Genomic DNA, 26288 nt, shown 5'->3' on the forward strand with positions numbered 1-26288 from the left:
AGGTCGCAAAGATGACCAGAGATGGTCTGATAGAAGAAAATCTCCGTGATGGCAGCATAAAAGATATCAGTCACAGGAGTCGGGGGCGACCGGAAAATAAAGAAGAATTTGTTCCTGAACGGGAACGAAAAAAGGCTGAAAATGAAGATACAAAATCAGGAAAAGGAAAACGACTGCAGATGGAGAAAGTCCGTAAATCTTCTGTCCGGCAGGAAGCTGTTGAGGATACAGTTGAAGTTACACCGGAAGAAAAAGTATCCGGATATCGAAAGAAACTGCATCGTTATGAAAAAATCCCGGATGATGATAATAATCTGAACAGCCAAAAGAAATCCATTCGGAAGAAACAGTTGCAAAAACAGATGACCAAAGAACAGGCAAAAGCTGGAAGATTATCTTTTGATGATGAAGGAAATCAGATGGTGAAAGGTGCTGGCATGAAACCGGGAGGGACAGCCGGGAAATACATTGCTACACAAGCTGTTATATCTGGCATGAAAGCAGTCTCTTCCGAAGAGGAAGAAACAGATGAAAATGCAGGTGTGGAAAGTGCCAGACTTGTAGAGCGTGAAACAGAAGATGCGTTACGTGGTCTGCGTCATGCTCAGATCCGCAGCAAACGGACGGATGTGAAAACCCATCGCAGAGGTTATCGTGAGGCTACCGTAGAAAAGAAACTGAAATTTGGTTCTGCAGAAAGTATGGAAGGAGTCAAGAATGCAGAAACGGTAAAGAAAGCCGAACAAAAGAGACATTTCTATAACCGCTTCTTCCAGAAAAAACGATATAAGGATGCTTACCGGGCAGCCAGAGCCGGAAAATCCGCTGGCAGTCTGGGTGGAGCAACAACCATTGCCGGTGTCGAGAACATGACGGTAAAAGCAAAGATCGCCTTGAAAGAGATCATAAAGCGTAATCGTGCCATGTTCGCAGGCATCGGTATTTTTGCGCTTCTTTTTCTTGTCATAGCGGTATCTCTGGGGAGCTGCAGTGCTTCTATCGAGGGTGCTGGATCTGTGATCGGTATTACAACGTATCCAAGTTCAGACGAGGATATTTATGCTGCCGAAAACAGATATGCTGCTTTGGAAAGTGCCTTGAATCAGCAGATCAATGAGATGGAACGAAGACATCCAAATTATGACGAGTATCAGTACAACATTGCTGAGATTGGTCATAATCCATATCATCTTATCTCGTATCTTACTGCAAAATATGGAGACTGGACGTACTCAGATGTTGAAAACGAGCTGCAAGCACTTTTTGAAGCACAATATCATCTGAATACGGAAGGTCGAACAGAAACGGTGACAGAAACCAGAAATGTTCGAGTCGGAGAATCATTAGGACAGGTAGTGACCAGCGGATATTGTAACTGTCGAATCTGTTGTGGTGTATGGTCCGGAGGTCCAACTGCTAGTGGTGCATATCCAACTGCAAACCATACCATTGCTGTAGATGCTTCCAATCCATTTGTGCCGATTGGCACTAAGGTAGTAATGAATGGTGTGGAATACACAGTTGAGGATACCGGAGCCTTTGCACGATATGGTGTGCAGTTTGACGTTTACTATGATAACCATGCTGCCGCTTCTGCTCATGGACATCAGACCTGGGAAGCCTATATCGCAGATGACAATGGCAGTCAGGAAGTAACGGTTACCAGTACAAGCACTAAGAAGATTCTATATGTGACACTGACAAATGGAAGCTTTGACGCTGTGGCAAGAGCCAATCTGAATGCGGAGCAGCTGATCATCTATAATGCATTAAATACGACCTATGGAAACAGAAATTATCTGTGGGATGTAAACAATGTGACCAGTGGATCAGGCGGTAATGGAATGAGTTATGAGATTCCACCGGAAGCACTGCAGGATGAAGAATTTGCCCGGATGATCCGAGAAGCAGAAAAATATCTGGGAGTACCTTATGTATGGGGTGGCTACTCTCCATCTGGATTTGACTGCTCAGGTTTCGTATCCTATGTCATTAACCATTGTGGTAATGGCTGGAACTATGGACGGTTGACCGCAGAAGGATTAAGAGGCGTATGTACTTATGTATCACCGGGAGAAGCAAAACCAGGAGATCTGATTTTCTTCCAGGGAACGTATAACACATCCGGTGCAAGCCATGTGGGTATCTATGTCGGTAACAATATGATGATCCATTGCGGGGATCCGATCCATTACTCAAATATCAGCACATCCTACTGGCAGCAACATTTCATGTGCTTTGGAAGACTGCCATAAAGGGGTGAACGAAGGGAGGTGAAAGTTTGAATAAAAAGATTAAAAAATATCTGGATGAGATTGTCAAGACAGAGAAAAAGATCGCGGATCTGCAGCAATATCTTAGGGGTGTCCAGGCTGCATTAAAGCAGGAAGAGGACAATGAGATGATCAGGTGCATCCGTGGTATGAAGATGGATAATGATCAGTTATATGATCTTTTGGATGGCATCCAGAATGGAACAGTTAAATTTCAGGTAAGCAGGGAGTCTGACGATGAAGGTTCAGGCTCCTTTGTATTCACAGAAGAAAATAAGGAGGAATATCAGAATGGTGAAATGGAAGAAAATGAATAAGAAAATGGCAGGACTGCTGTTGGGAGTCATGATGCTTTTTACAGCATCAACCACAGCATTTGCCTATGTGGATGAATCGGCAGAGGCATCCAAAGTAGAGACAATTCAGACGGAACAGTCAACAGACAAAGAAGAGAAAAAGGACGAGGCGACAAACACAAACGAGGTGCTGCCGGAAGATGGAACAGACAAGGGAACTGCATTTACGACACCTGGCAATGGTGAAGTCAAGGATGACATTACCGATGATTCCACAAAGGAATTTCTTACGGTTACAACGAAGAATAACAACACTTTCTATATCGTGATCGACCGTAGTGCCACATCACAGAATGTCTATATGTTATCCCAGATTGATGAGAATGATCTGTCCGAATTTCTGGATAAAGACAGCACTGCTACTGTCGTAACACCACAGCCAGATAAATCAAAGGTAGTGCTGGATGAAACAAATAATGAGGATATAGACAAGGAAGCTACCATTGATCCGGAGAAAACAGCATCTGCAAAAACCAATATGGGTGCAATGGCAACAATCCTGATTTTGGCTCTCGGCGGTGTGGCAGCTTACTACTACTTCAAGATCTATAAACCTAAAAAAGAGGAAGATGAGGATGATCAGCCGGAAGGTTTGGAAACAGGTGGACTGGAAGAAGTTCCGGATGAGGAAGAGTCTGAAGACGAAGATTTTGAAGAAAATGAAAAATAAATAAACTTTTTTAGCGGAGGGGGCTGTAAAACATGCTCTCTCCGTTTCGTTATATGAAGGAGGTAATACATCATGTATTTAGTAATTGCAGAAAAACCAAGTGTATCAAGAGCAATCGCAGAAGTGATTGGAGCACAGGAACGAGAAGACGGATATTTAAGAGGAACCGACTGTATGGTCAGCTGGTGTTTCGGACATCTGGTCGAGTATGTTTCACCGGATGCTTACGATGAGAAATTTAACCAGTGGAGATATGAAGATCTCCCGATCATCCCGAAAGACTGGAAAGTTACAGTCTCAGAAGATAAGAAAGATCAGTTCTATATCTTAAAAAGACTGCTCAACAGTCCGGAAATTGAATACGTCGTAAATGCCTGTGATGCCGGACGTGAAGGAGAATTAATCTTCAAACATGTCTATGACTTATCCGGAAGTAAAAAGCCGGTGAAACGATTATGGATCAGTTCTCTGGAAGATTCAGCAATCTTTGATGGAATGCAGCATCTGAGATCCGCAGAGGAATACCGACATCTGGCCGAAGCTGCTGTATGCCGTTCTCAGGCTGACTGGCTGGTAGGAATGAATGCAACCAGAGCTTACACCACAAAGTACTTCAAAAAGCTGACCGTTGGAAGGGTTCAGACACCGACACTTGCCATGTTGGTGGAACGTGCCGGACAGATCAGCAATTTCCAAAAAGAAAAGTATTTCAATGTGGAACTGGATTGTGACGGAATTCCGGCAGTAAAGTCAAAGATCTTTGATCCGGATGAGGCGGAACAGTTAAGAAGCAGATGCCAGGGAAGTGAAGCTATTGTCACTGCTGTAAAAGAAGCCGAAAAGAAAGTAAAAGCCCCAAAGCTTTATGATCTGACCACACTGCAGAGAGAAGCAAACCGTATCTATGGAATGACAGCCAAACAGACATTAGATACCGCCCAGAGCCTGTACGAAAAGAAGCTGATCACTTATCCAAGAACGGACAGTCAGTATCTGACCGAAGATATGGAGCAGACCGCAAGAAATGTGGTACGTCAGATTTATGAGAAATATCAGCTGACAGGTCCTTTCGATCAGCCGGAACAGCCAGATGTGAAGAAAGTCATGAATAACAGCAAAGTGACAGATCACCATGCAATCATCCCAACGATGGAACTTACATCCTGCCATATGGATGAACTGAAATCCTGGGAAGAAAAGATTCTGTTTCTGATCGCAGTCCATACGGTCATGGCAATGAGTAAAGATCACATTTACCAGGAAACAGAGATTGAAGTGGAATGCCAGGGAGAAGTCTTCAAGACAAAAGGAAAAACTGTCCTGCAGGATGGATGGAAAATCTTTGAAAACTGCTTCAAAAATAAGGACCGCATGGCAATCGCAGATCCAGATCAAGAAATGAAAGAGAGGATTCCGAAAGTAACCAAAGGACAGACTTTCTATGCTGTAGCTGCAGAAAAGACAGAACATTTCACATCACCGCCAAAACCATACAGTGAAGATACGCTCCTTGCGGCAATGGAAACTGCTGGAAATAAGGAATTCGATGAAGATACAGAAAAGAAAGGATTAGGAACTCCGGCAACAAGAGCCGGTATCATCGAAAAACTGATCTATTCCCAGTATGCCACCCGAAAAGGAAAACAGATCATTCCAACAGATGATGGAAAAGTCCTTGTTGAGATTCTTCCAGACTTCCTGAAATCTGCAAGTATGACTGCAGAATGGGAAAATCAGCTGCTCTTGATGGAGCATGGAGAAATTGCACCGGAACAGTTTATGACTGGGATCAAAAATATGCTCACCATGATGCTGAATGGATGTGATGCGATCTCCGAAGAAGAAACAAGAAGATTTCAGACCAGAGAAAGCATTGGAACCTGTCCGGTATGCGGCAGCCTGGTATACGAAAGCAAGACCAACTTCTATTGCAGCAACCACGATTGCCACTTTGCTCTCTGGAAAGATAACCGCTATCTGCAGAGCATGGAAAAAACCATGGATAAAAAGATGGCTGCAGAACTTCTGAAAAACGGAAGTGTGCATGTAAAAGACCTGTATTCCAGAAAGAAAAATATGTACTTTGAGGCAGATCTTCATATGGATGCAGATGAAACCGGAAGGGTGAATTTCTCTTTATCCTTTCCACAAAAGAAACCAAAAAACAAAAGCAAAAAGAAATAAGAAAACAGATTAGAGGAGAAAACGAAGAATGAATTTTAATGAATTTGTAAATGAAGTAAAGGACAATATCAAACTCTTTTTAGCAAGGGATTATGAGAATGCAGAGGTATCAACGATGGAGTGTCATAAACTGAACCGTGCCTATACGGGACTGATGGTGAGAAAAGAAGGTGAGATGCTTACCCCGACGATCAATCTTAACCGGCTGTATGAAGCATATAAAGCACAGCCTGGCGTAACAATGGAAACTGTATGCAGAAAGATTGCAGATATAGTTATTGAGGCACCGATACAGGTTGATCTGAAAGCTATTTTAAACTATGAAGATGTGAAGGACAAGCTGTTTATCCGTGTGTCATCAGCCGAAGCAAATAAGGAAGTCCTCGAAATTGTGCCACACCAGTTAAAGGAAGATCTTGCAATTACCTATCATGTGGCAGTAGGCAAGAATCAGGATGGATTAAGTTCCATGCTGATTACAAATGAAATGATGAAGGAATATGGAGTGACACAGGAGCAGATTCATGAAGACGCTATGAAAAGTTCACCGCGTGTCATGGTCCCAGAGGTATCAAGTATAGGTGTACTGATAGATGAAATATATCAGAAAAATATTCTCATGCTGACACCGGATGAACGTGAAATGTTACAGGAAACATTGCAGGAATCAAGCGAGATGCCGACATTCTTTGTTGTTACGAATACAGAAAGAATTGATGGAGCCGGTGTGATCTTTTATCCGGAATTCATGGATAACATGGGGGAACTTCTGGGAAATGATTTCTTCATTTTGCCATCATCCATCCATCAAATGCTGGTCTTTCCAGATGACGGGCAAGTGGATGCAGAAATGTTAAGAGATATGGTAAAAGAAGTAAATGCCACTCAGGTAGCCCCCGCAGAACGCCTTACCAATGATGTATATCACTTTGATACAAAGGATCATGTCTTTGAAAAGGCAGATAGATTCACAGAACGTCAGAAAGAAAAAGAAGCACAGGCTGCAAAAACGGAGAAAGCCGGAAAAGAACAGCCAGATCAGAAACCGAAAACAAAGAAGCACGATATGGAACTCTAATAAAAAATAATCATCTCATCAACTAATAAAACGCCCTGCGGCATAAGCACAATGTCGTAGGGCGTTTTTGGAAAGGAGTATTATGACAGAACAAAATAAAACTACTACTATTCCACTGCCGGTCCAGGGAAAAGATATGGACAGCATTATGCAGTCACTGGAATCCGGTGTGGAAGAACTTTTTACAAGTAACCGCTATCAGGAATTTCTTAAAACCATGGCAAAGTTTCACAATTATTCCTTTAATAATACAATGCTGATCGCCATGCAACGACCGGATGCCACACTTGTTACCAGCTACAAAAACTGGCAGTCCATGGGTAGACAGGTCATGAAAGGTGAAAAAGGAATTACGATTATTGCACCGGCACCATATAAGAAAATGAAGGAAAAAGAGGTTCTGGATGAAAATCAGCGACCGATCATGGGAACCGATGGAAAACCTAAGACTGAACAAGTGGAAGTTACTGTTCCACATTTTAAAGCAGTTACCGTCTTTGATATTGCTCAGACATCCGGAGAACCGATACAGACACTGGCACCGGAATTACTGACTGCAGCTGTACAGGACTTTGATTCTTTCATGCAGGCCATTCAGAAAATATCCCCAGTACCGATACGATTCGATGAGATCGATGGCAATGCTAATGGATATTATCACAATGCAGACAAGGAAATCGTGATCAAAAAAGGGCTCAGTGAAAGTCAGACCTTAAAGACTACTATTCATGAAACAGCCCATGCTAAACTGCATGACAAGGAAATCATGGAAAGCCTAGGTGTAGAAAAAGACCGTCTGACAAAAGAGGTTGAAGCAGAATCCGTTGCTTACTGTGTGTGTTCTTCCTTTGGTTTGGATACATCGGATTACAGTTTTCCTTATATTGCAGGTTGGAGCAGCAGCCGGGAAATGAAGGAAATGAAAGCATCTATGGATGTGATCCGCAAGACAGCCGGTGAAATGATCGATCAGCTTACAGAAGAACTGGAAATCATTCTTGAAGAAAAACAAAAAACAGAATTACATGAAAAATACGGCATTCTGGTAGATGCACTGGAAGCAGCCGGATACCGCTATGATTATCGGGAAAGCAAACCGGGACATATTGTACTGGTACCGGATGGGACACATGAAATTGCTGGTTATTTGCAGTTTGAATCATGGGGAGATATCAAAGATTGGCTGGAAGATACGATTGCAGAAGGAACGGATATTTCGGAAAGAGTTGATCGGGCTTTGTATCCATTTAAGTTTGCTTATACCCTAGAGGAAGAAATGTTCAGAGGTAATGGTGACCGCTATGCGATTTACCATGTGGATGAAGGCACACCGGGAAAACAACATTTATTTATGAATATGGCAATGGTCAAAGAAGATGGCATTACAATCGATGCAGCAAATTATAAATGTGTCTATTCTGGCAGATTACATGAAAATGAAAAGCTGGATGATTTGTATGCCGTATTCAACGATAATCCACCGGCAGATTATAAAGCACATTCTATGTCGGTCAGTGATGTTATCATTACAAACCGTGGTGGGGATATGCAGGCATATTACGTGGATCGATTTGGATTTGCAGAACTTCCAGACTTTGCAGCACAAAGAGAAAAAATACTCGATATTGTCCCGGAAATAGAAAATGTGGATTATGAAAATGATCTTACATGTATCAGCTTTTATGCGGCTGAATGTGCTGAATTTCCTGTAATGGGTGAAGTACATTATGACCTGACATTACCAGAAGCCTTGGAAGCTTATGAGAAAATCCCATCAGAACGTATGCATGGACTGAAATGTGTTGGCTTTGATCTGAAAGACGGAAGTGATTATGAAGGAATGCAGAGTCTGATGATCGAAGGAAAAATACAGAAAGAATTTTTGAATTCGATTCCTGGATTTAGAGAAAATTCTTATGTGCAAAATGCAATCAGTCGTGTGGAAAAGTACTTGGAAGAAAGACATCCAAATATGGAAAATCCTCTGGAATCCAATAAGAAAGTGGATAACGAAAAAAATATAAGCGAAGAAAAAAACGAGAAGGAGCTGAATATACAGATGAAACCAATACCGAAAAAGAAAAGGGGGGAAATGAGCCTATGAGAAATGTAAACCTGGAAGAAAACGAACTGACTATTACTGCTATCTTCCAGCAGCACACAAAGGAAGAAACAATCCAAACACTGAAAGAAGCTTTGGAAGTTTTGGAACAGGAAGAAAGTGATCCTGAGAATGATGAAATGATTGAGATCATCAATTCTACAGTTGGAAAATTACAGCAGATCGAAGACAAATACTACTATTCTCTGGATCTGAATTATTATCTGAATAACTTGGAGGACGATGCCTATGAAGCTTAATCAATTTGCAGTCTACCGAGTAGATCAGCAGACAGCAGGAAAAGCACTGTGGCATCTGCCATATCAAGAGGCAAGACAGCAGAATGTGTCGATTACTGTCGAAAATTACCGATTAATCTCGATTCATGAAATGCAGGAAAATGAAAAAGTCGCTGACATCTGGAAACGGACGAAAAATCAATGCGAAGTCAGTGACGTGCTCGTATTGAACAAGAATGGAGAAATCAGCTGCTACTATGTAGATGAGAACTATCCACAGTATCTGGCCGGATTTATTCGTATCAACACATCCGGTGCACTGATCACTATGGAAACTGAGAATTATCAGATTAATGGGAAAAAGGGGAACTGGATTGCAACAGACACCATCATTATTGATGGAAAACAGTTTTATTTGATGGAACATCAGGTATACCGGGATCAGGCCCAGGGTATTATCCTGGATGCCTATGGAAAAATGGTCGTCGAAGAATGTAAGAAATTCGACGAACAGACAAAACAAAAGATTCATGATTACATCCAACAGCAGGTACCATTAAATCCGGTCGAACAGTTAAAACAGGATGGCAAAATCCGTCTGGAACATTACCAGAAGTTCTACCAGAATGGCACTTATGAACGGAGCAGAGAATCCGGTACCGAAGCAAATTATGATATGGTGGATGGTCTGGTAAATAATCAGAAGAAGAATCCAGAAAAGATCTCTGATGCCCACAGCAACAAACAGACTTCCAGAAATCAACAGGATAATAAACCTAAGAAACGAAGATCTGTGATCAAACGACTCCATCAAAAACAGATTGCTATTGCTCGCCGGTCCGGAAAGCCGATACCAAAATATCTGGATCAGGAAATGGAAAGAAAGCGGGGGTAGAATATGCGAAGGTTAAAGTGTGAAAAAGAAACGATTATTCTGACCAATGAAGATGACGGATTCTATGATGTGTATACCTTCAATCAGAGCTTGCAGAAACGGTTACGGACTTTTGCTGAGAAGTATCCAGATGATTGCTGGTTGAAAGGATTTTCTGAGGATGGAAGTGAAACGTATATGATCAGAAAAGGACGGTTGTCATTGAATTTAAGACCACCCTATTCTAAGGACAGAATTCATAAAGCAACAGAACGAATTATTGAAGAACAGAAAGAACAATCGAAGGATTCATAGAATGCGATTTAAGAGAAAAAAGCCTCATGACCATGAGGAAAAATGAAAGCAAAATACGTTAGCTAATAAAGTGTATAGGCTCAAAAGGGAAAGTGCCCTTTTGGGCCTTATTTTGTGCTTTGCTATAAGTAATACCACGATTAAAGGGCAAAAACTAGCGTTTAAGCAGGGTGTAACGGAAGAACTGAAAGCAACGGATATGATGAGATGGATAGGATTGATGAATAACATTCGAGCCTGTGCCGATGAGATTGTATTGAATGATATTGTGTATTCCTAACGGATACCAACCGAAGAAGAACTGCTGTCAAACCGATGGCAGTTTTTCTTTTTCGGCATGTATTCAAGAAGTCATTAAGTCGTGAGTATAATCGAAGTGGTAGAAAAGTTATCTCTTATATCGGTTGTAACTTTTTTATGACTCTATTGACAAGAAAACTTGGTATGTGTATAATTAAAATATGCAAAGAAAACTTGGCATGGAGGTGTTTTTATGAAAAAGGACGAAATCTTAAATGCAAGCAGAAAAGAACATCGCAATAAGGACTTGGCTGAAATGGAAGTGGTATATCAAGCCGGAAGTCACGCAAGCAGAGTTGGTGCTTTAGTGTGTTGTTTGCTTTCGCTGTTATCTTCTGTGCTTGCTCATACTATGATTTATAGTCCGTTGGTTATATACTTCAGCATTATTGCAACACAATGGTTAGTTCGTTTTATCAAAATGAAGCGAAAGAGCGATTTGGTCTTGACTGTTCTGTTTTTTGTGTTTTCCATTTTGGCATTTGTTGGATTTGTTAGCCATCTTTTAGAGGTGAGAATATGAAAGAACAATTACAACTGAAAAATCACTTAAAGGAAGTTCGCACAGAAGCAAATCTTTCTCAAGCTCAGCTTGCAGAAATGGTAGGGGTATCAAGAAATACCATTAGTTCTATTGAAACAGGACAGTTTAATCCAACTGCAAAATTGGCTCTAATTCTTTGTATTGCATTGGACAAAAAATTTGAGGAACTATTTTATTTTTAGGAGGTTATTATGGAAAATATTATAATGTTGATTTTGGGAGTGTTCATATCTGTTGTGGGAATTGTAAATATCAAAGGCAATATCAGCACAATTCACTCTTATAACAGGCGAAAAGTAAAGGAAGAAGATATACCAAAGTATGGAAAAACAGTCGGCACAGGAACGCTGATTATAGGAATATCTCTTGTATTAGGTTTTATTGTTTCGTTTTGGAGTGAAATAATTATAGATTATATCATTCTTCCAGCAGTTATTGTCGGATTAGGCTTTATATTGTATGGACAGTTCAAATACAATAAAGGAATTTTTTAAGAATCAGGGAGGTATAAAGATGGAATTGAACACAATATCAGGACTGGCGATAGCGGGAGTTATCTGCTCCGTTGTCCTCTCGATGGGGGTACCGATTGCTTTGTTCATTGCAGGAAGGGTGAAGCTTAAGGCAAGGATTTCTTCGTTCTTTATCGGAGCAGGAACCTATCTGCTGTTTGCCATGCTGTTGGAGCAGCTGCTGCATGTTCTTGTCATTCAGTTCTGCGGACTGAACGCACAGAGCAGGCCATGGCTTTACTATGTGTACGCGGCTTTGGCTGCAGCGGTTTTTGAAGAGACTGGAAGACTGATTGCCATGAAGTTCTGGATGAAGAAATGGCTGGATTTTCCAAATGCACTGATGTATGGAATCGGGCATGGTGGTGTGGAGGCCATTCTGCTCGGAGGACTCTCCGGAATCAGCAATCTTGTGTCCATGCTGATGATCAACAGCGGAGCCATGCAGAATACGTTGGCGGCACTTCCTGCTGAGTCTGCAAACCAGACCGTGTCACAGCTGTCGGCCCTATGGACAACACCGGCACCACTCTTTTTTGTAAGCGGAATCGAAAGAATCAGTGCCATCATTCTGCATATCGGGTTGTCACTGCTGATCTACCGGGCGGTAAAGGCAGGCAAATGTAGGACAGCGGCTTTTACAGCGGTTCTTGCATATGGGATTCATTTTATCGTGGACTTCTTTGCCGTGGCAGGTCCGGCGCTTCTTCCCATCTATGTGATTGAAATTGGTGTCTTTGTGATGGCAGCCGGAACTCTTGTTATGGCGCTGAAGATGGGAAGGATGGAAGAACTGTGAATTCCAGTTTTCTGCTATCATAAAACAGAATATATCTGACAGAACGCACCGTAGAAATACGGTGTTTTTTGTTACCCAATAGGAATACTTTCAGAAAGTGCCAAAGGTTGGAAAAAAGAATTAAATATGATTTCATGGAATGGAGCTGCAGAAAAATATGATATTCGTGACTGGGCACCAGAACATGAAAAAATGGGAAAAGGAATTACTTTATCTCAAGAAGAGGCAGAAGCTCTGTATGAGTTACTGGGTAAAACTCTAAAAAAATAGTTGTAATTAAATAAGCCAAAGACGTTTGATTGGGTGAACAGTTAAATGTCTTTGGCTTTCTTCGTAGAAATATAAATTTAATCCAACTCCGCCCCTAACTCATACCTCCAATATTCTGCCGCTTCATACTCTCTAGGTTCTGAGAGTACTGGTACGGTAAAGAGTTCAACCGGAACACCGAGTGTTGATGCGAAGAGTTTCATAAGATCCTCTTTTGGTGTTCGGACATCGCCTTCATATTGAGCAATCCGGACATCAGCACAGCTGTAGGGAAATCCAACAGCTATGCCAAGTTCTTTCTGGGTGAGATGATTTTTCTGTCTTAAGTGTTTTAATTTTCTTCCAAATGTAATCATAGTATTATTCTCCTGTACTTCCAAAAGCCCCGGTTCCTCGTTCATTACCAAGGTCCAGGACAAAATCTGCGATCACGACCGGTGTAATCACCAGCTGACCGACGCGTGTGTCTTTATGAATGGTCTGAGAAGATGTGCTCACATTGCTGATAATGGCATGAATCTCACCACGGTAACCGGAATCAATCGGTGGAAGTTCGCATACCAGTCCTTTTGCTGCCATGCTGCTTCGTGGAAAGACATATCCGGCAAATCCATCTGGGATGATGAGACCGAATCCAAGTGGAATTCTTGCAACCTCGCCTGGTTTTAATACGCAATCATAAGGCATGAATACATCCGCACCGGCATCATTTTCATGTGGTCGGAAGGGATGATGATCTGCTTTCAGACCAAAGTCAATCAGTTTAATCTTTATGGCTGCTCACCTCCTTCCTGATGAGCAATGGATAATCTTCTTTTAAGATATCAGCAGGAGTCCAAAGTTTTGAAATAGGATTCTGGCAGGACATCTGTTTTTCCATGCAGCTTCCTCTCTGACAGAATGGACCGGTCAGATCCGGTGCAAAAAGGATCGGGCTTAATTTGTACAATCTTTGCCAGATATAGAGCATCACGATCCTGGTTTCATCCGTATTTCTTCTGCAGGTTCTCTGGCCGATCATATGCTTCCACTGGTAAGGTGTTGCACTGATGATCAGTACGTTTCGAAGTCCTTGAGGTGTAGCATATCCGGCTGAATCATGATCAATGCCTAAGGCACAAAGCTCTGCATAATGATCCAGATCTGACTGACAGCTTTTCTTGTAAATATCCTGGATTTCTTTATCTGCTTTCATGATTTCATATGGTATAGCAAATGCTGCATGACTGGAATAATTGCTGTACTGCAGAGATGCACTCATGTACTTTACTTCGTTCTGATGCCTTGTTATCTGTGCCAGGAAGCGTCTGCTTGCACCGACAACAGCCACGGTAATGACCATGAATTTCTGTACTGTTGGGTGGGGAAGTCCTGCAATGTTTTCTACGGTCTTCTGGCTGTAGGATTGGTGGTAAAGATCCATCAGATCTGCCATGTTCTGGATCGTATGACCGTGTTGTGTGAGCCTGGCAGCAAAGACCATATTCTGTTCTGCTTCCCGGATTCCATAGCAGTTTAAGATAGCTGTTTCAATGTGATCCATAGGCCTGTTCCTCCTTTACCAGAGCTTTTAAAAGGATCAGATAATTGATGCAGTCTGTGATTTTTTCATCCCACTGTTCCATGTCAAAATGTAACAGAGTGGAATAACACATATCGTAAAGGGATACGACATGTTTCGACATCATACCGGCCAGTGCTGCTTTTGGATCGCAGTTTTGTAAAGCGGCAGCAATCTTGAATGCACTGAGGCGGTCAATATTGTCACCGGTATATTCTTTCTTTTTATGTGCCAGAATATCGGCACACTTTCTCATCTGAAGTTCAAATACAATATTAAATTCTTCTTGTGTCATGTGATAGTTCCTCCTTTGTTTTGTGATGGTTATCTTTCGAGATCCTTGGTTTTTGATCTTACTGGTTCCGGAATCTGCATCTGAAGAATGAAATCAACATTCTGATCGGCAGTATCCAAATCTTTTAATTTTTCTTTCAAGCTGCTTATTGCTTCTTCTTCGGAAGCTATCTGCTGTTGCAGTTTTTCTTTTTGTAAAGTCAAGGTTTTTAGGCTTGTCATCTTTCCATCCTGATAAAAGGATCTCAGCCAATCTCTGGCTTCTTCATATTTCTGAATTTCCTTCGCATGTTCTTTCCGGTACTTTCCTTTGTACTTTGCTTTTGAAAACTGGGAATAAACTTCCTTATTTGCATAGTACTGTCCGGTATAACGGATCTGATTGTTGAGGATTCTTAGATCGGAATGATGCTGAGCAATCTGTGTCTGCATTTCTTTTAGTTCCTGCTTTGAGGCAAGCAGTGTGTTTTTCAGATCTGACTGCGTATCAAATCCATGTTCCTGCACATAGATAATGGTATTTGCCATTTGCTGCAGGTTAGAAAGTTTTACCCGATGAGCATAAGCCGGGCTCTGCATTGCTTTCACATTTGTCTGGAGATTTACAACCAGGCGCAGGTGAGATCTGATGTAGAGAATGGCCAATGGATCCTTGCGTAAGAAGGTCTGTTCCAGGTATTCTTTTCCATATCGTGTTCCCAGTGCACGTTCAGTAATCCGCTTCTGTCGATCAGGATGAAGATAGCTGTATCTGCCACGATGCTCAATCACAGAGATTTGAAATTGTTCCAGAAGTTTGGATTGGAATTCATCAAAACTATTGGATGTGGCAGCACATTCATCAATTGTATTTCGCAAATATTCTTTCTGTGTAAGGAACACGGTGGATGTTGGCTTGAGACCATCTTCGATGATTTTCTGATTGATCTCATCCAGTTTTTGTTGGCCATGTTTCTGTGCCATATACTCTTTCTGAGTGATTTTTTTCTCAGCCGGTGCAAGAAGATCTATTTGGTGAAGTCCTTCCTGTTGGCACCGATCCATGACGGTTTTCTTAAAAGTGTTCATGAATTTATCAGTGGATCGATGCTTGTAACCGGCGGCTTCCTCATGTGGTTTATCCATATAAGGCCGCCTTTCCACTGCAGTCTTTCGCACACTGTTGATGACGATATGAGTATGGATATTTCCGGATTCATTGTGACCATCAGTATGCGTAACCACCAGTGCCTGATATCCGGGAAACATCTGCTTTGCAAGGTCCAAACTGATTGCCTGTGCTCTCTCTCCGGTAAGACCGTTTTCTGTAACATCGGCTGGATCGTAGCTGATAATGTAGTGGTGACTTTTGATATCTTCACGTTTCTTATTTTTGTGAAAATGAGCATTTGTCAGTTCACATTCCTTGTCAAAAGACATCGGATCACAGTTCAGTCCATCCATATAAAACTCTTTTCGTAGGATGCTTCGTCCGGATTCATCTACAATCTTTTTCCCGGTTTTTTCATCATGTTCAAACAGAAGGTAATTGATAGCAGCCGAGTAATTTGCATTTCTGCTTTTAATGTGTTTTACGATTGCCATTCATACCACCTGCCAGTTTCAGTACCTCTTTTCTCAATAGGAATAAGTCCGTGATGCACTGATGGATTTCATTTTCTATAGCACGAGACTGACTGCCACCACTGTTAAAATGCTTGGCGATCTGATTGAGATTCGATCCGATTTTTCCATATTCACTGACCAGTTTTCTGAGATCATTCATGTCTGCAACAACTTCAATCTGATGATGGATTTGCTTTTCCAATAGAAGTTTCCTCAGATATTCTGATCGGCTAACAGATAAACAAGCAGCGCCTTGGTCTAATAAATCCAGTTCGACATCTGTAAGACGTAATCCTATAAAATGTCTGTGATTCAGTTCTTTATCTTTGTTTTTTGTTCTCATACTCCTCCTTTCGCTGAGACTATTCCTCCCGCCGGGAATCCACGTATTTCAATATCGGCTGTCCCTTCCGATATTAGAAATAGTGCTGTGAACACCTTTAGGTGGAACCAACAGGCGAGTGAAACGTCTGTTATGAAGAGGGTATGGGGAGATCCCCATCAAGATAAAACCCATAGGTTGACGGGAGGCCAAATGGCAATACCGTTAAACATGGGTGGATCTTGCTCTGTATGTGTACCCCTCTATATAACGAAACGCTGAGAGCCTGTTTTACAGTGGGGGAAAAGAAAAAATATCAAAAAAATGATGATTAATGGTGAGCTTGTGATAGAATGAAAAAAAGAGAAAAGCATAAAGGATGTAGTTGTGGAGAAAATTTGTTATGATTAGAAAGTTGCTGAACGGAGATATCGATAGAATTGCTGACATATGGTTAAAGACAAATCTGAAAGCCCATTATTTTATTTCCAATCAATACTGGAAAAGTAATTATGAATTAGTAAAAGAAATGATGTCACAATACGAAGTTTATGTGTTTGAAGCAGATAAAATGATACAAGGATTTGTAGGACTAAATGATAAATATATAGAAGGTATTTTTGTCTCCGATGAAATGCAGTCATGTGGCATAGGTAAGCTTTTATTAGATTATGTTAAGGATAAAAAAGTTAGCTTACGATTAAATGTATACCAGAAGAATGCCAGAGCAATTTCTTTTTACCAAAGAGAAGCGTTCATTATTCAATGTGAAGGCTTGGATGAAGCTACTGGTGAAAAAGAGTACACTATGCTATGGAAACGAAAATAGAAATCGAAATTTGGAGGATTGAATTATGTGGAATGAATTAGGTATAAGTGGAGGAACCGCAATTGTTATTTTGATTGCGCTGTATTTCGTTATCAAATGGGCAGTGAAAAATGGCATCAAAGAAGCCTACAGTGCTATCACTGGAAAGAAAACTGTTGAAGATATCCAAAACGAAAAAGAGCTGAAAGAACTTGGATTGGATTCAGAAGATCAATAACTTCCAGTTTTTGAAACTGAGAAATTGGTATTTTAAGAGGAGGTATGTATTATGAATATAGGATTTTGGTCATGTATAATTTTGGTTATACCATTTGTAATTATAGGTGTGTTATTTGCGATTTTTAAGGAAAAAGCAACTAAATTTGTTTCAGGATTTAATTCATTTTCTAAAGAAGAACAAGCAATGTATGATAAAGCTCAGATCTCTCGTGATATAAGAAATCAGTGCTTCATATGGACTGTTATAATGTTAGCAGGAGCGACATTATCCTGCCTTTTAACCCCATATATGGCTATACCAACCTATATTATTTGGTTAGTTCTGTTTTTTAGAGAAGTCCACTTTGATAATCATAAAGCGTTTAAAAAATATTTATTAAAATAAATTATTGTTTGCAGGAGATGCTTATTTATGAAAAAAGGGATAAACAAATCAATCTTATTTTACATTGCATCAGTTCTGTTTTTCATAGCGTCAGCTATTGGCTTTACGAGTGGAAATGAAAGTTCTATGGCTATAGTATGGTTATGTCTTGGTTCTTCATTTCTTTGCTTGGGTTCGACTCATAAGAAAAAGGAAAACAATACAGATGATAAATAATTTCCTGCTTGTATTGTTGGAAAATCGGTAGTTATGGAGGTGAAAAATGTATTTCACAGACGAAAAAGACTATATTATGCGAATGATAAAAGAAATGGTAAGAGTATTATTTTCTTTAATGTTTGGGAAAAAGTATGTTTCTGTTGAACTTGAAAAAGAAAATAAATATGAAGTATCAGGGAAAAATTTGAAAGATTTTCTTGATATGATTGATTCTGGGAAAATTAACGAAGCAGAGAATATACTTTTAGATAGCATTGATTATACAGACAGAAATGAGGTAATGGCAGCAGCTCTTTTCTACCAATACCTTAGTGAGAAGGATAGTGAGTTTTTGAAAAATAACAATTATACAAAAGAAGAAGTGCTTTCTGGTTTTAAGCAATTACTTATGCAGTCAGGATATACTGATTTGCTATGTTTGGTCAAAGATGAGGAGTAATGTAGAAAATTCAAAGAGATAAGAGTGATTGGCTGAAAGGAGAAATTGTATTATATGTTCTATGATTATATGATCTATATTGTTTTTGACTTTATGATGGCAGTGATTATGTTTTTGTTTGGAATGTGGTTTTATAAATCAGAAGGAAAAGCTGCTAATTTCTTGTCGGGTTATAATATGAAATCAGCGGATGAACGAAAGAAATACGATGAGAATGCTATGTGTAAGGCATATGGAAAAAGAATGATGTTTATGTCAGTTCCTTTTATTATTGGAATAATCATAGATATCCAATATCTAGGAATTGGTTGTTTGATTGCATGGGGGATATGGTTTATTATGTTTGTTTTGTTGCTTATTGATAGGCATAAAAGAGAACGTTAAATTCCCATTTATTGGGAAGTCGCTGAGAACGAAAAATCGGAAGTTAAAGGACAAAGCTTATGAAAAGCAAAAAGATAATTATAGGAGTCACTATCGGAATAATCGCAACAATACTTTGGAGCGTTGTTTTCATAAACTCATTAAACAGCATGGCTGGAATTGGAATCGGAATATGTCTGGGTATATCTTTTGGTATATCTGGCAGTCTTATTTTTTCAAAAAAAGATAAGTGATGATACAACTTCAAGTTTTGAGGGATGACAAGCGGATCAGTATGATATTAATTGAAAATGCGTATATGGTTGATTGGTGTGTGCGGTAATATACTATATTCAGAAAAACTATTCAGGAGGGTGTTAGTGTGAGAAAATCAGATTGGGCAAAATGGTTGATCGTGATTCCGGCAATGCTAGGCATTGTGTTGGTAACCTATGTGGATCGTACAACAGATATCTGGGGATTTGGTGCATTTATCTGCCAGCTGATTGCGATTTTAGAAGTGGCTTATGGTATGCGAATCGCGATGCTGGCACAGAGTAGAAAGAAGTCCTACCGGTTAACACCGGAAGAACGACATGAGTATGCACAGTATTTATATGAGAAACAATATCAACGTTACCCTGCTGTGGCGAATCAGATGCTTTTGGTTATGGCAAGGATGAGTATACTTCTTGACAATTATGAACGGGCTACACAGGAGCTGGAAGATATTTGTATAGATAAATTTAATCCGGCACAGTTGAAGGTGTATTATTACCTGAAAGTGGTTACAGCAGTAGTGGCAGGAGATACAGAAGGGCTTCAAGAGAGCCAGATGCGTTATGCAGGGATTCCGGATACTAAATGTGTATATCCGCCAGAAGCTGAGCTTGCTGAATGGATAGAGCAGAGAGATACAGTGCAGATGGTAGAAGCACTGAAAAAGGTAGTGCCGGATAAGAAAGAGCATCCGGTACGGATTAGTGTCATTACTTTGATTCTTGCATATAGTACCTTCTTTTACGGATTGTGGTATGGTATAAACCGTGATATGGGATATGAAGTGAGATATCGTTTCGCAGAAATATCGATTGCTGTTATTACAATCAGTCTGGCGATTCTTTTAATCTGGGGAATCGTAAGCTTGTACAGACACAATTGCCAGGCATTATCCATACAGCCTGGTAAAAACAGAGTGGCATTAATAATCATTTTTGGAGCTGCTGCGATATTTACACTTTTGATTATTGGAATGAGTGGTCTGAGTGTAGTGTTCGGAATGGATGGAGCGGAGACGGTGACTGGTCATGACAGCAAATATACGTATATAACCGTGCAGGAGGATTATGGCGGCGAGCGGAGATATCGAACCAATAATCTATTTATTATGCAGAGTATGGATGGTCTGTGGTGGTCTTCGGATTCTTCAGATATAATGGATGCTGAAGAAGATAACGAAGAATCATCGGATGCGGATACAGAGGATTCCCAAGTGACAGAAGATACTCAGAACGGAGATGTGGTAGAAGATTATGAGGCAGAAGGACAGCATGATGGTCTGACGATTCAGAATGCGATGCTGGCGGTCTATAATTATCTTCAGGAGAATAATGCACTTCAAAATATGGCATTCAGTTACACTGCGAATGCAAAAGGAGAAATCTATGGTGTTGTCAGTGAAACGCAGGAAACAAAAGATGGTAATACGGTAAATGTAAAATATTGTCTGTATGACAACGGGGCGAAGACGGATGCGGATGGTAATTCTTGCGAAGAACTGGTGTTAGAAAAAGTATATCCAGACGGTAATTACGAGACCGAATTGGTAGATTTTTATCTGGTAAATACGGATACGATGCAGGTGACAGATGAACAGAAGAATACGTGGTAAAATAAATTCTGGGGAAGTAGGTGCATTATATGACAATGGGAGAAAGAATAAAACAACTGCGAAGTGCAAATGGGTTTACACAAGAAATGCTTGCAGAAAAAATGAATGTGTCCCGTTCGGCGATTGCAAAATGGGAAGCGGCAAACTAAAATTATTCGGATTGAAAAATCGAAAGTTATAAAGGAGAAATAAAATGAGTACAAAAAAAGCAATTAGCACATCATTTGTTGCCATATTTATTTTAATAATCACACAGATTATTGCACAATCCATTGCAAGTATGTTTGTTATAATAAAAATTCCAACGGGCATTTGTAATATTATCGCTGGAATAATATATGCTGGATTGACATATCTTATTCTGAAAATGTTTATTAGCAAAATTATTAAATTGCCGACTTCGGATTTCGGAATGCCTAAATTTGCTATTAAAATAAGATGGATTTTAATAGCTGTATTATTACCGTTTGTTATAAAAGGAAGTTATCTTTTAATATTCAACGGTAAGTATGTATCCTCAAATATGAATGGAAATCAGATGTTCATTACTTTAAGTGCAGGGGTTGCATTTACCGGAATAGCGGCTGGATTTGTTGAAGAAATGGTGTTTAGAGGAGTTATACTTAATGCATTAAAGAAAAGATGGAATATTAAGGTGGCTGTAATTGTTCCATCAATGTTATTTGGTATTGTACATGTTCTTGGACAGGATTTTTCAATAGGCAGTTGTTTATTAGTAATTATCGCCGGAACGATGGTAGGCGTTATGTTTTCGATGATTGCAATAGAAAGTGGTTCAGTTTGGAATAGTGGAATAGTTCATGCTATCTGGAACGTTGTGATTATTGGTGGAGGATTAGCTATTGGGGAAAAAATGGATAAATATTCTATAATGACATATGTACTTAATTCAAAAGATTTCGCCATCACAGGTGGAGAATTTGGAATTGAATCATCTGTTATTTCATTGTTCGGATACATAATAGTTGCTGGTATAGCATTTTTTATGATTAAATCAAGAAAAAATTGATATAATAGGTTTGAAAATATGAAGCTATAAGGTACTTGTCAAATTCCAGTTTACAGAACTGAATCAAAAGAGCTCGAAGGAGCTCTTTTTCCTTTTTTATAATAGTATCATTATGGTATAATAGAGACATTAAAATCGGAATTGACCGAGCTCTTAGAGCGAGGGATGCTTCTTGTCCGAAGGGCAAGAAGATGGAGGTTAGAAAGAGTTTAACAACTCGGAATTTAAAGGAGCGATAATCTATGAATAAAAACGAACAATGGCTAAAATGGGCAGTAGAATTACAAGCTATTGCTCAGGGTGGTTTGTTTTATGGAAAGGACAAATTTGATATAGAACGATATGAAAGAATCCGAGAAATTTCTGCTGAAATGATAAGCTATAAAACTGAAATATCTACAGAAAAAGTTCAAAATTTATTTTGCAGTGATGTAGGATATCAGACTCCTAAAATAGATACAAGGGCTGCGATTTTTAAAGACGGGAAAATATTATTGGTTCATGAAGCAAATGGTACTTGGTCATTACCGGGAGGTTGGTGTGATGTCGATATTTCCGTAGAGGAGAATACAATAAAGGAGGTCAAAGAGGAATCAGGACTTGATGTTACTGTAAAACGTGTGATTGCTGTTCAAGATAGGGAGAAACATAATCTTCCAATATATGCGTATAAAGTATGTAAGATTTTTATGCAATGTGAAGTGACGGGCGGTCAATTTAAAACGAATATTGAAACAACAGGTTTTGATTATTTTGGAATTGATGAGCTTCCAGAACTTGCAGAAGAAAAGAATAATAAAGAACAAATTGCGATGTGTTTTAATGCAATGCAATCAGAAAAATGGGAAGCTTTATTTGATTGACTTCCGGTTTTCTAAACTGACAACTTCAAGTTTGTTGAATTAAAAATGAAATAAAGTTCCAGTAATCATAGAGTGTATGGATTCAATTCCATATGCTCTTTTTCTTTACTTAATTTCATGAAAAATGTAAAAATCTAATGTTACGAGTTGCATTAAAGAAAACTCGTAAGAAAAAAGTAAAAAAATTTGCTTTTGACCACTGTAAAACATGCTCTGAGCGTTTCGTTATATGAAGGGATAATTTTTCTTTCATATTTCAAAGAAAAGAGGATAAAGAAATGTCAGAAAAAAGATGTTATACAGTTCAAGAGTTACAGGAAATCTTAGGAGTCAGCAGACCTACTATTTATAACCTTTTAAAGAAAAAGGAATTCCGGTGGATCCAGTTGGATGGCGGAAAGTATCGCATCTCTAAGAAGAGTTTCGATGACTGGCTCGATAACTTGGAACAATAAAAAACAGGGTGTTGATCAGGCAGATTTTGTCTGCAATCGACATCCTAAATTTTTATCTGGATTTGAGATATGATATAAGAAAAAAAACTAACACTAAAAAAGACAGGAAGTGAAGAATAAATGGCAACAGCAATTATGAAACAAAAAGAAGTTCCGGAAATGGACGATGTTGAAGAGATCATTTCAAAGATATCAGAAGACAGTCCTTACAAACGGCGTCCGACACAAAAGAGAACCTGGATGACCGTGCCGGAAATGGGAAAGCTGCTGGGATTAAAAAAGACAGATCGATACTGGCTGGTGCATAAAAATGTTTTTGAATCTAAAGAGATTGCTGGAAAGATACGAATCAATATTGCCAGCTTTGAAAAATGGTACGCCAATCAGATTAAATACCATAAAGTTACCGGAGAAGAACCAGGGAAAGAATTGAAATCCTGGTCCTATTCCGTTAAGGAAGTTGCGGATCTGTTGGGTGTTGATGAGTATCTTGTTTATGATTTACTCAAGAAAAATCAAATGGAAGCTGTTATTGTCGATTACTGGAAACGAATACCAAAAGAATCTTTTCAGAACTGGTATAAAAGCCAGTCCCGGTATCGAACAAAGGAAGACAGAAAAAAAGACGCTCTTCTGGAAGATGCAACAATTACGATGCCTGAGATGGCACAGCTGCTTGGAACAACCAGAAGCGCAGTATATACAATTCTTGATAATCCAAAGTATAGTCATTTTTTTGAATTCATTGTGATTGCAGAAAAGAAAAGGATCACAAAAGAGAGTTTTCGAAAATTCCTGGAAGGTCAGGATCGGTATAAGCTGGATCCATCGAATGATTATGAAGAACTTGCACAGGAACAAAATATTGCCCTGGCTAATTTCCGGCGGAAGAAATTATCACAGACCGGAATACGAGGAAGCAATGGAAATATAAAGTATCTTACTTTTGATGAAGCTTCCTATCTGGCAAAGGTCAGCAGAAGCATGATCAACAAGTGGGCGGATAAAGGAAAGTTCACAGTAATAAAAGTTGGCAGTCGAGTTAGGATCCGTCGGGATGAATTTGAGGACTGGATGGAGCAAAGAGATTTGGAAAGGAGTATGCAATAATATGGCATCTATAAGAGAACGAAACGGAAAATTTAATGTAATCTATTCTTATACGAATGAAAAAGGTGAGAGGAAACAGAAGTGGGAAACCTATGAAACGAAAGCCGAAGCAAAGAGAAGAAAAAAAGAAATTGAATATAAAAAAGAGATGGGATCATTTGTCGTCCGTAAATGCAAAACACTGGACGAGCTTATTACAGAATATGTTGCACTTTATGGCAAAGAAAACTGGGCGCTTTCTACATATGAAGGAAATGTCTCTCTTATCAATAACTATATTCTTCCGATCATTGGTGATACGAAACTCTCAGAGATCAATACCCGTTTCATCGAAAGATATTATCAGAGTCTTTTGAAGAGACGTGCAGTTATCAATCCATTGAATAAAACCAGTCGAAATGAATTTGTATCTTCCAGTACGGTCAGGGATATTAATAAGCTGCTTAGAAACTGTTTTGAACAGGCAGTGAAATGGGAGTTGATGGAGAAGAATCCTTGCACCCATGCGACTGTACCAAAACATAAATCACAAAAAAGAGACATCTGGACAGCGGATACATTGATGTATGCGCTCAGTGTCTGTGAAGATGAACGATTAAAGCTCGCAATTAATCTATCTTTCTCATGTTCCCTGCGACTTGGTGAGCTGCTTGGTCTTACCTGGGATTGTGTAGATATTTCTCATGAGGCAATTGAAGAAAACCGTGCATATGTCTTCATCAACAAAGAATCACAGCGTATAAGAAAAGAATCTTTAAATGCATTGGATGGAAAAGATGTGTTGTTGGTATTTCCGACAAATCATAAGAAGAATTCTACGGTCCGTATTCTGAAAACACCGAAGACAGAAAGTAGTGTACGTAAGATATTCTTACCGAAGAGCGTTGCTAATATGCTTGTAGACTGGAAAGCTGAGCAGGATGAAATGAAAGAAATCCTGGGTGACGAATATATGGACTATAACCTGGTTATGGCAAGTACCTTTGGTCTTCCTCTTGGTGATGGAGCAATCCGTGGCCCTTTAAAGAAATTGATCGAGGACTATAATCTCCCACCGGTTGTATTTCACAGTTTTCGTCATAGCAGTGTTACTTATAAGCTGAAACTGAATGGTGGAGACATCAAGGCGGTACAGGGTGATTCTGGCCATGCTCAGGTCAATATGGTTACAGATGTGTACTCTCATATTCTGGATGATGACAGAAGGAAAAATGCAGAGCTTTTTGAAGAAGCATTTTATGAGAAAAAGAATCTGGATCCACAGATGCATGTACAGCAGGAAAATAATAATACTACTGTTGCTGATGAAGTCGATCCGGAACTTCTGGCAAAAGTATTGGCGAATCCAGAGATGCGGGCATTGCTCAATTCACTGGCGAAGACGATGAAGTAATGAAAAATAGTGAAAAAATAGTGTAATTTTAGTGAAAAAACGATTCATAAAACGATATAATATATGGATGAAATGAGGATATTTATTGTGTATATGGATATTCTATCTCCATCATTTGATGATAGAATGATGGAGATAAATCTGAAATGAAGGAGATTCCTATGAGAGACTTTGATTTTATTGTAAGTCCTGCGAAGTTGTTAACACCTGAAATTGTTCAGATGGTTAGCAGCATCCATGAACATAAAGGCAAACAGGAATTATTTCTCGAAGCCAATGTAGATGAATTGAAAACACTCTTAGAAGTTGCATTGATTCAGAGTACGGGAGCATCCAACCGAATCGAAGGTATATCTACTGGTTATGTCCGTGTTTAAAAATATGAAAGCAGCTTATAAATTTGCCAGTCAAAAACGCATGGACAAACCGTCTCGTATGCGTTATATTATTTATAGACAAGAAAATATCTTGTACTTATGATAGGAAAGTTTAATTGAATACTGTTTACCATGATCGAACGTACGAAGCATGGTGGTCATATAACAGATGTCGATGGTAATATCAAGGCATTCCCCGATTATTAGCTGGAGCAAACAATCAGCTAACTTTCAGAGCTTTACAGAGCTTGACAGAGGGGGTATTCAGAATAACTCGAATTGAATCGGAAACAGTTTTATATAGTGTCCCATATGGGTTTACCTTACCTCAGATTGACAGAGAGTGACAATAGGTTGGAGCTCTCCTAAGCGGTAGGTCGGGTGTTCGAATCACCTCAGGAACGTACAAAAGGGGCTT

At 39.5% G+C, this 26288-nt stretch carries 36 protein-coding genes; 30 read left to right on the forward strand and 6 right to left on the reverse strand.

The window, feature by feature from the left end:
* Positions 1 to 11 precede the first annotated feature (11 nt).
* The 15 genes from MUB35_RS05120 to MUB35_RS05190 all read left to right on the forward strand — a co-directional run bounded on the left by MUB35_RS05120 (position 12) and on the right by MUB35_RS05190 (position 12515).
* Complete coding sequence (locus MUB35_RS05120) at positions 12 to 2255, forward strand: C40 family peptidase (RefSeq protein ID WP_055055574.1); 2244 nt, start codon at positions 12 to 14, stop codon at positions 2253 to 2255.
* 26 nt (positions 2256 to 2281) lie between these two features.
* Positions 2282 to 2590: a DUF4315 family protein gene (locus MUB35_RS05125; protein WP_029471608.1), complete on the forward strand. Its 309-nt coding sequence runs from the start codon at positions 2282 to 2284 to the stop codon at positions 2588 to 2590.
* Positions 2565 to 3299 (forward strand): CD1107 family mobile element protein, encoded by a 735-nt coding sequence (locus tag MUB35_RS05130; RefSeq protein ID WP_029471609.1) that lies wholly within the window; start codon positions 2565 to 2567, stop codon positions 3297 to 3299. The genes MUB35_RS05125 and MUB35_RS05130 overlap by 26 nt, the downstream gene beginning before the upstream one ends.
* 72 nt (positions 3300 to 3371) lie before the next feature.
* A complete protein-coding gene (locus tag MUB35_RS05135) occupies positions 3372 to 5483 on the forward strand; it encodes a DNA topoisomerase 3 (protein ID WP_029471610.1) in 2112 nt (703 codons plus the stop codon).
* Between the two features lie 28 nt (positions 5484 to 5511).
* The gene (locus MUB35_RS05140) at positions 5512 to 6561 is read left to right on the forward strand and encodes a DUF5688 family protein (protein WP_244805819.1); all 1050 of its coding nucleotides are present in this window, start codon (positions 5512 to 5514) and stop codon (positions 6559 to 6561) included.
* Positions 6562 to 6643: 82 nt separating this feature from the next.
* Complete coding sequence (locus MUB35_RS05145; RefSeq protein ID WP_244805820.1) at positions 6644 to 8665, forward strand: YodL domain-containing protein; 2022 nt, start codon at positions 6644 to 6646, stop codon at positions 8663 to 8665.
* Complete coding sequence (locus MUB35_RS05150; protein ID WP_005423594.1) at positions 8662 to 8922, forward strand: transposon-transfer assisting family protein; 261 nt, start codon at positions 8662 to 8664, stop codon at positions 8920 to 8922. The genes MUB35_RS05145 and MUB35_RS05150 overlap by 4 nt, the downstream gene beginning before the upstream one ends.
* Positions 8912 to 9796, forward strand: coding sequence for a YodL domain-containing protein (locus MUB35_RS05155; RefSeq protein WP_173909112.1), 885 nt, complete (start codon positions 8912 to 8914; stop codon positions 9794 to 9796). Before MUB35_RS05150 ends, MUB35_RS05155 begins: the two co-directional genes overlap by 11 nt.
* A 3-nt stretch (positions 9797 to 9799) precedes the next feature.
* Complete coding sequence (locus MUB35_RS05160; protein WP_118004269.1) at positions 9800 to 10090, forward strand: molecular chaperone; 291 nt, start codon at positions 9800 to 9802, stop codon at positions 10088 to 10090.
* Between the two features lie 202 nt (positions 10091 to 10292).
* Positions 10293 to 10370: a TnpV protein gene (locus tag MUB35_RS30795; RefSeq protein WP_242854876.1), complete on the forward strand. Its 78-nt coding sequence runs from the start codon at positions 10293 to 10295 to the stop codon at positions 10368 to 10370.
* Between the two features lie 213 nt (positions 10371 to 10583).
* Positions 10584 to 10913, forward strand: a complete 330-nt coding sequence (locus MUB35_RS05170; RefSeq protein ID WP_244805821.1) for a DUF6442 family protein — start codon at positions 10584 to 10586, stop codon at positions 10911 to 10913.
* Positions 10910 to 11116 (forward strand): helix-turn-helix transcriptional regulator, encoded by a 207-nt coding sequence (locus tag MUB35_RS05175; RefSeq protein WP_003865061.1) that lies wholly within the window; start codon positions 10910 to 10912, stop codon positions 11114 to 11116. Before MUB35_RS05170 ends, MUB35_RS05175 begins: the two co-directional genes overlap by 4 nt.
* A 9-nt stretch (positions 11117 to 11125) precedes the next feature.
* Positions 11126 to 11428: a hypothetical protein gene (locus MUB35_RS05180; RefSeq protein WP_008121271.1), complete on the forward strand. Its 303-nt coding sequence runs from the start codon at positions 11126 to 11128 to the stop codon at positions 11426 to 11428.
* Positions 11429 to 11447: 19 nt separating this feature from the next.
* Positions 11448 to 12245 (forward strand): YhfC family intramembrane metalloprotease, encoded by a 798-nt coding sequence (locus MUB35_RS05185; protein WP_227159429.1) that lies wholly within the window; start codon positions 11448 to 11450, stop codon positions 12243 to 12245.
* A 78-nt stretch (positions 12246 to 12323) separates the two neighbouring features.
* A complete protein-coding gene (locus MUB35_RS05190) occupies positions 12324 to 12515 on the forward strand; it encodes a YdbC family protein (protein ID WP_055249572.1) in 192 nt (63 codons plus the stop codon).
* A gap of 77 nt (positions 12516 to 12592) precedes the next feature.
* On the opposite strand, the gene MUB35_RS05195 is transcribed toward MUB35_RS05190, so the two are convergent.
* The 6 genes from MUB35_RS05195 to MUB35_RS05220 are packed head-to-tail and all read right to left on the reverse strand — an operon-like array spanning position 12593 to position 16318.
* Positions 12593 to 12871: a helix-turn-helix domain-containing protein gene (locus MUB35_RS05195; RefSeq protein ID WP_118143298.1), complete on the reverse strand. Its 279-nt coding sequence runs from the start codon at positions 12869 to 12871 to the stop codon at positions 12593 to 12595.
* Between the two features lie 4 nt (positions 12872 to 12875).
* Complete coding sequence (locus MUB35_RS05200; RefSeq protein WP_040015613.1) at positions 12876 to 13289, reverse strand: dUTP diphosphatase; 414 nt, start codon at positions 13287 to 13289, stop codon at positions 12876 to 12878.
* On the reverse strand, positions 13279 to 14058 hold the full coding sequence (locus MUB35_RS05205; RefSeq protein WP_173909110.1) for an FAD-dependent thymidylate synthase: 780 nt from the start codon (positions 14056 to 14058) through the stop codon (positions 13279 to 13281). The genes MUB35_RS05200 and MUB35_RS05205 overlap by 11 nt, the downstream gene beginning before the upstream one ends.
* A complete protein-coding gene (locus MUB35_RS05210) occupies positions 14045 to 14371 on the reverse strand; it encodes a hypothetical protein (protein WP_003864545.1) in 327 nt (108 codons plus the stop codon). The genes MUB35_RS05205 and MUB35_RS05210 overlap by 14 nt, the downstream gene beginning before the upstream one ends.
* 29 nt (positions 14372 to 14400) lie before the next feature.
* Positions 14401 to 15954: a relaxase/mobilization nuclease domain-containing protein gene (locus MUB35_RS05215; RefSeq protein WP_244805822.1), complete on the reverse strand. Its 1554-nt coding sequence runs from the start codon at positions 15952 to 15954 to the stop codon at positions 14401 to 14403.
* Positions 15932 to 16318 (reverse strand): plasmid mobilization protein, encoded by a 387-nt coding sequence (locus MUB35_RS05220; protein WP_005334781.1) that lies wholly within the window; start codon positions 16316 to 16318, stop codon positions 15932 to 15934. The genes MUB35_RS05215 and MUB35_RS05220 overlap by 23 nt, the downstream gene beginning before the upstream one ends.
* Positions 16319 to 16700: 382 nt before the next feature.
* Here MUB35_RS05220 and MUB35_RS05225 point away from each other — a divergent pair, with 382 nt between their 5' ends.
* From MUB35_RS05225 to MUB35_RS05295, 15 genes are all read left to right on the forward strand, one after another.
* Positions 16701 to 17126, forward strand: a complete 426-nt coding sequence (locus MUB35_RS05225) for a GNAT family N-acetyltransferase (RefSeq protein ID WP_117499790.1) — start codon at positions 16701 to 16703, stop codon at positions 17124 to 17126.
* A gap of 25 nt (positions 17127 to 17151) precedes the next feature.
* Positions 17152 to 17343 (forward strand): DUF6019 family protein, encoded by a 192-nt coding sequence (locus MUB35_RS05230; protein ID WP_008373533.1) that lies wholly within the window; start codon positions 17152 to 17154, stop codon positions 17341 to 17343.
* Between the two features lie 51 nt (positions 17344 to 17394).
* Entirely contained in the window at positions 17395 to 17730 is a 336-nt protein-coding gene (locus MUB35_RS05235; RefSeq protein ID WP_023923463.1) for a DUF3784 domain-containing protein, read from the forward strand.
* 27 nt (positions 17731 to 17757) lie between these two features.
* On the forward strand, positions 17758 to 17946 hold the full coding sequence (locus tag MUB35_RS05240; RefSeq protein ID WP_005342828.1) for a hypothetical protein: 189 nt from the start codon (positions 17758 to 17760) through the stop codon (positions 17944 to 17946).
* Between the two features lie 46 nt (positions 17947 to 17992).
* Complete coding sequence (locus tag MUB35_RS05245) at positions 17993 to 18388, forward strand: DUF6483 family protein (protein ID WP_117570147.1); 396 nt, start codon at positions 17993 to 17995, stop codon at positions 18386 to 18388.
* A gap of 54 nt (positions 18389 to 18442) precedes the next feature.
* Positions 18443 to 18772: a DUF3784 domain-containing protein gene (locus tag MUB35_RS05250; protein ID WP_330415344.1), complete on the forward strand. Its 330-nt coding sequence runs from the start codon at positions 18443 to 18445 to the stop codon at positions 18770 to 18772.
* Positions 18773 to 18831: 59 nt separating this feature from the next.
* Positions 18832 to 19005: a hypothetical protein gene (locus MUB35_RS05255; protein WP_173909108.1), complete on the forward strand. Its 174-nt coding sequence runs from the start codon at positions 18832 to 18834 to the stop codon at positions 19003 to 19005.
* Between the two features lie 128 nt (positions 19006 to 19133).
* Positions 19134 to 20642 (forward strand): hypothetical protein, encoded by a 1509-nt coding sequence (locus MUB35_RS05260; protein ID WP_173909106.1) that lies wholly within the window; start codon positions 19134 to 19136, stop codon positions 20640 to 20642.
* Positions 20643 to 20671: 29 nt separating this feature from the next.
* Positions 20672 to 20791: a helix-turn-helix transcriptional regulator gene (locus MUB35_RS05265; protein ID WP_082432734.1), complete on the forward strand. Its 120-nt coding sequence runs from the start codon at positions 20672 to 20674 to the stop codon at positions 20789 to 20791.
* 44 nt (positions 20792 to 20835) lie between these two features.
* Positions 20836 to 21672, forward strand: a complete 837-nt coding sequence (locus MUB35_RS05270) for a CPBP family intramembrane glutamic endopeptidase (protein WP_005330836.1) — start codon at positions 20836 to 20838, stop codon at positions 21670 to 21672.
* A 242-nt stretch (positions 21673 to 21914) separates the two neighbouring features.
* Entirely contained in the window at positions 21915 to 22535 is a 621-nt protein-coding gene (locus MUB35_RS05275) for an NUDIX hydrolase N-terminal domain-containing protein (protein ID WP_005334860.1), read from the forward strand.
* A 278-nt stretch (positions 22536 to 22813) separates the two neighbouring features.
* Positions 22814 to 22990 (forward strand): helix-turn-helix domain-containing protein, encoded by a 177-nt coding sequence (locus MUB35_RS05280; RefSeq protein ID WP_003864535.1) that lies wholly within the window; start codon positions 22814 to 22816, stop codon positions 22988 to 22990.
* Between the two features lie 120 nt (positions 22991 to 23110).
* Positions 23111 to 24100, forward strand: a complete 990-nt coding sequence (locus MUB35_RS05285; RefSeq protein ID WP_044954635.1) for a helix-turn-helix domain-containing protein — start codon at positions 23111 to 23113, stop codon at positions 24098 to 24100.
* Position 24101: 1 nt separating this feature from the next.
* Positions 24102 to 25493: a tyrosine-type recombinase/integrase gene (locus MUB35_RS05290; RefSeq protein WP_171027973.1), complete on the forward strand. Its 1392-nt coding sequence runs from the start codon at positions 24102 to 24104 to the stop codon at positions 25491 to 25493.
* Between the two features lie 161 nt (positions 25494 to 25654).
* The gene (locus MUB35_RS05295) at positions 25655 to 25870 is read left to right on the forward strand and encodes a hypothetical protein (RefSeq protein ID WP_226977413.1); all 216 of its coding nucleotides are present in this window, start codon (positions 25655 to 25657) and stop codon (positions 25868 to 25870) included.
* Positions 25871 to 26288: the final 418 nt, after the last annotated feature.

Origin of the sequence: Blautia sp. NSJ-175, from assembly GCF_022867815.1 — a bacterium.
Lineage (GTDB): Bacteria > Bacillota > Clostridia > Lachnospirales > Lachnospiraceae > Blautia > Blautia celeris.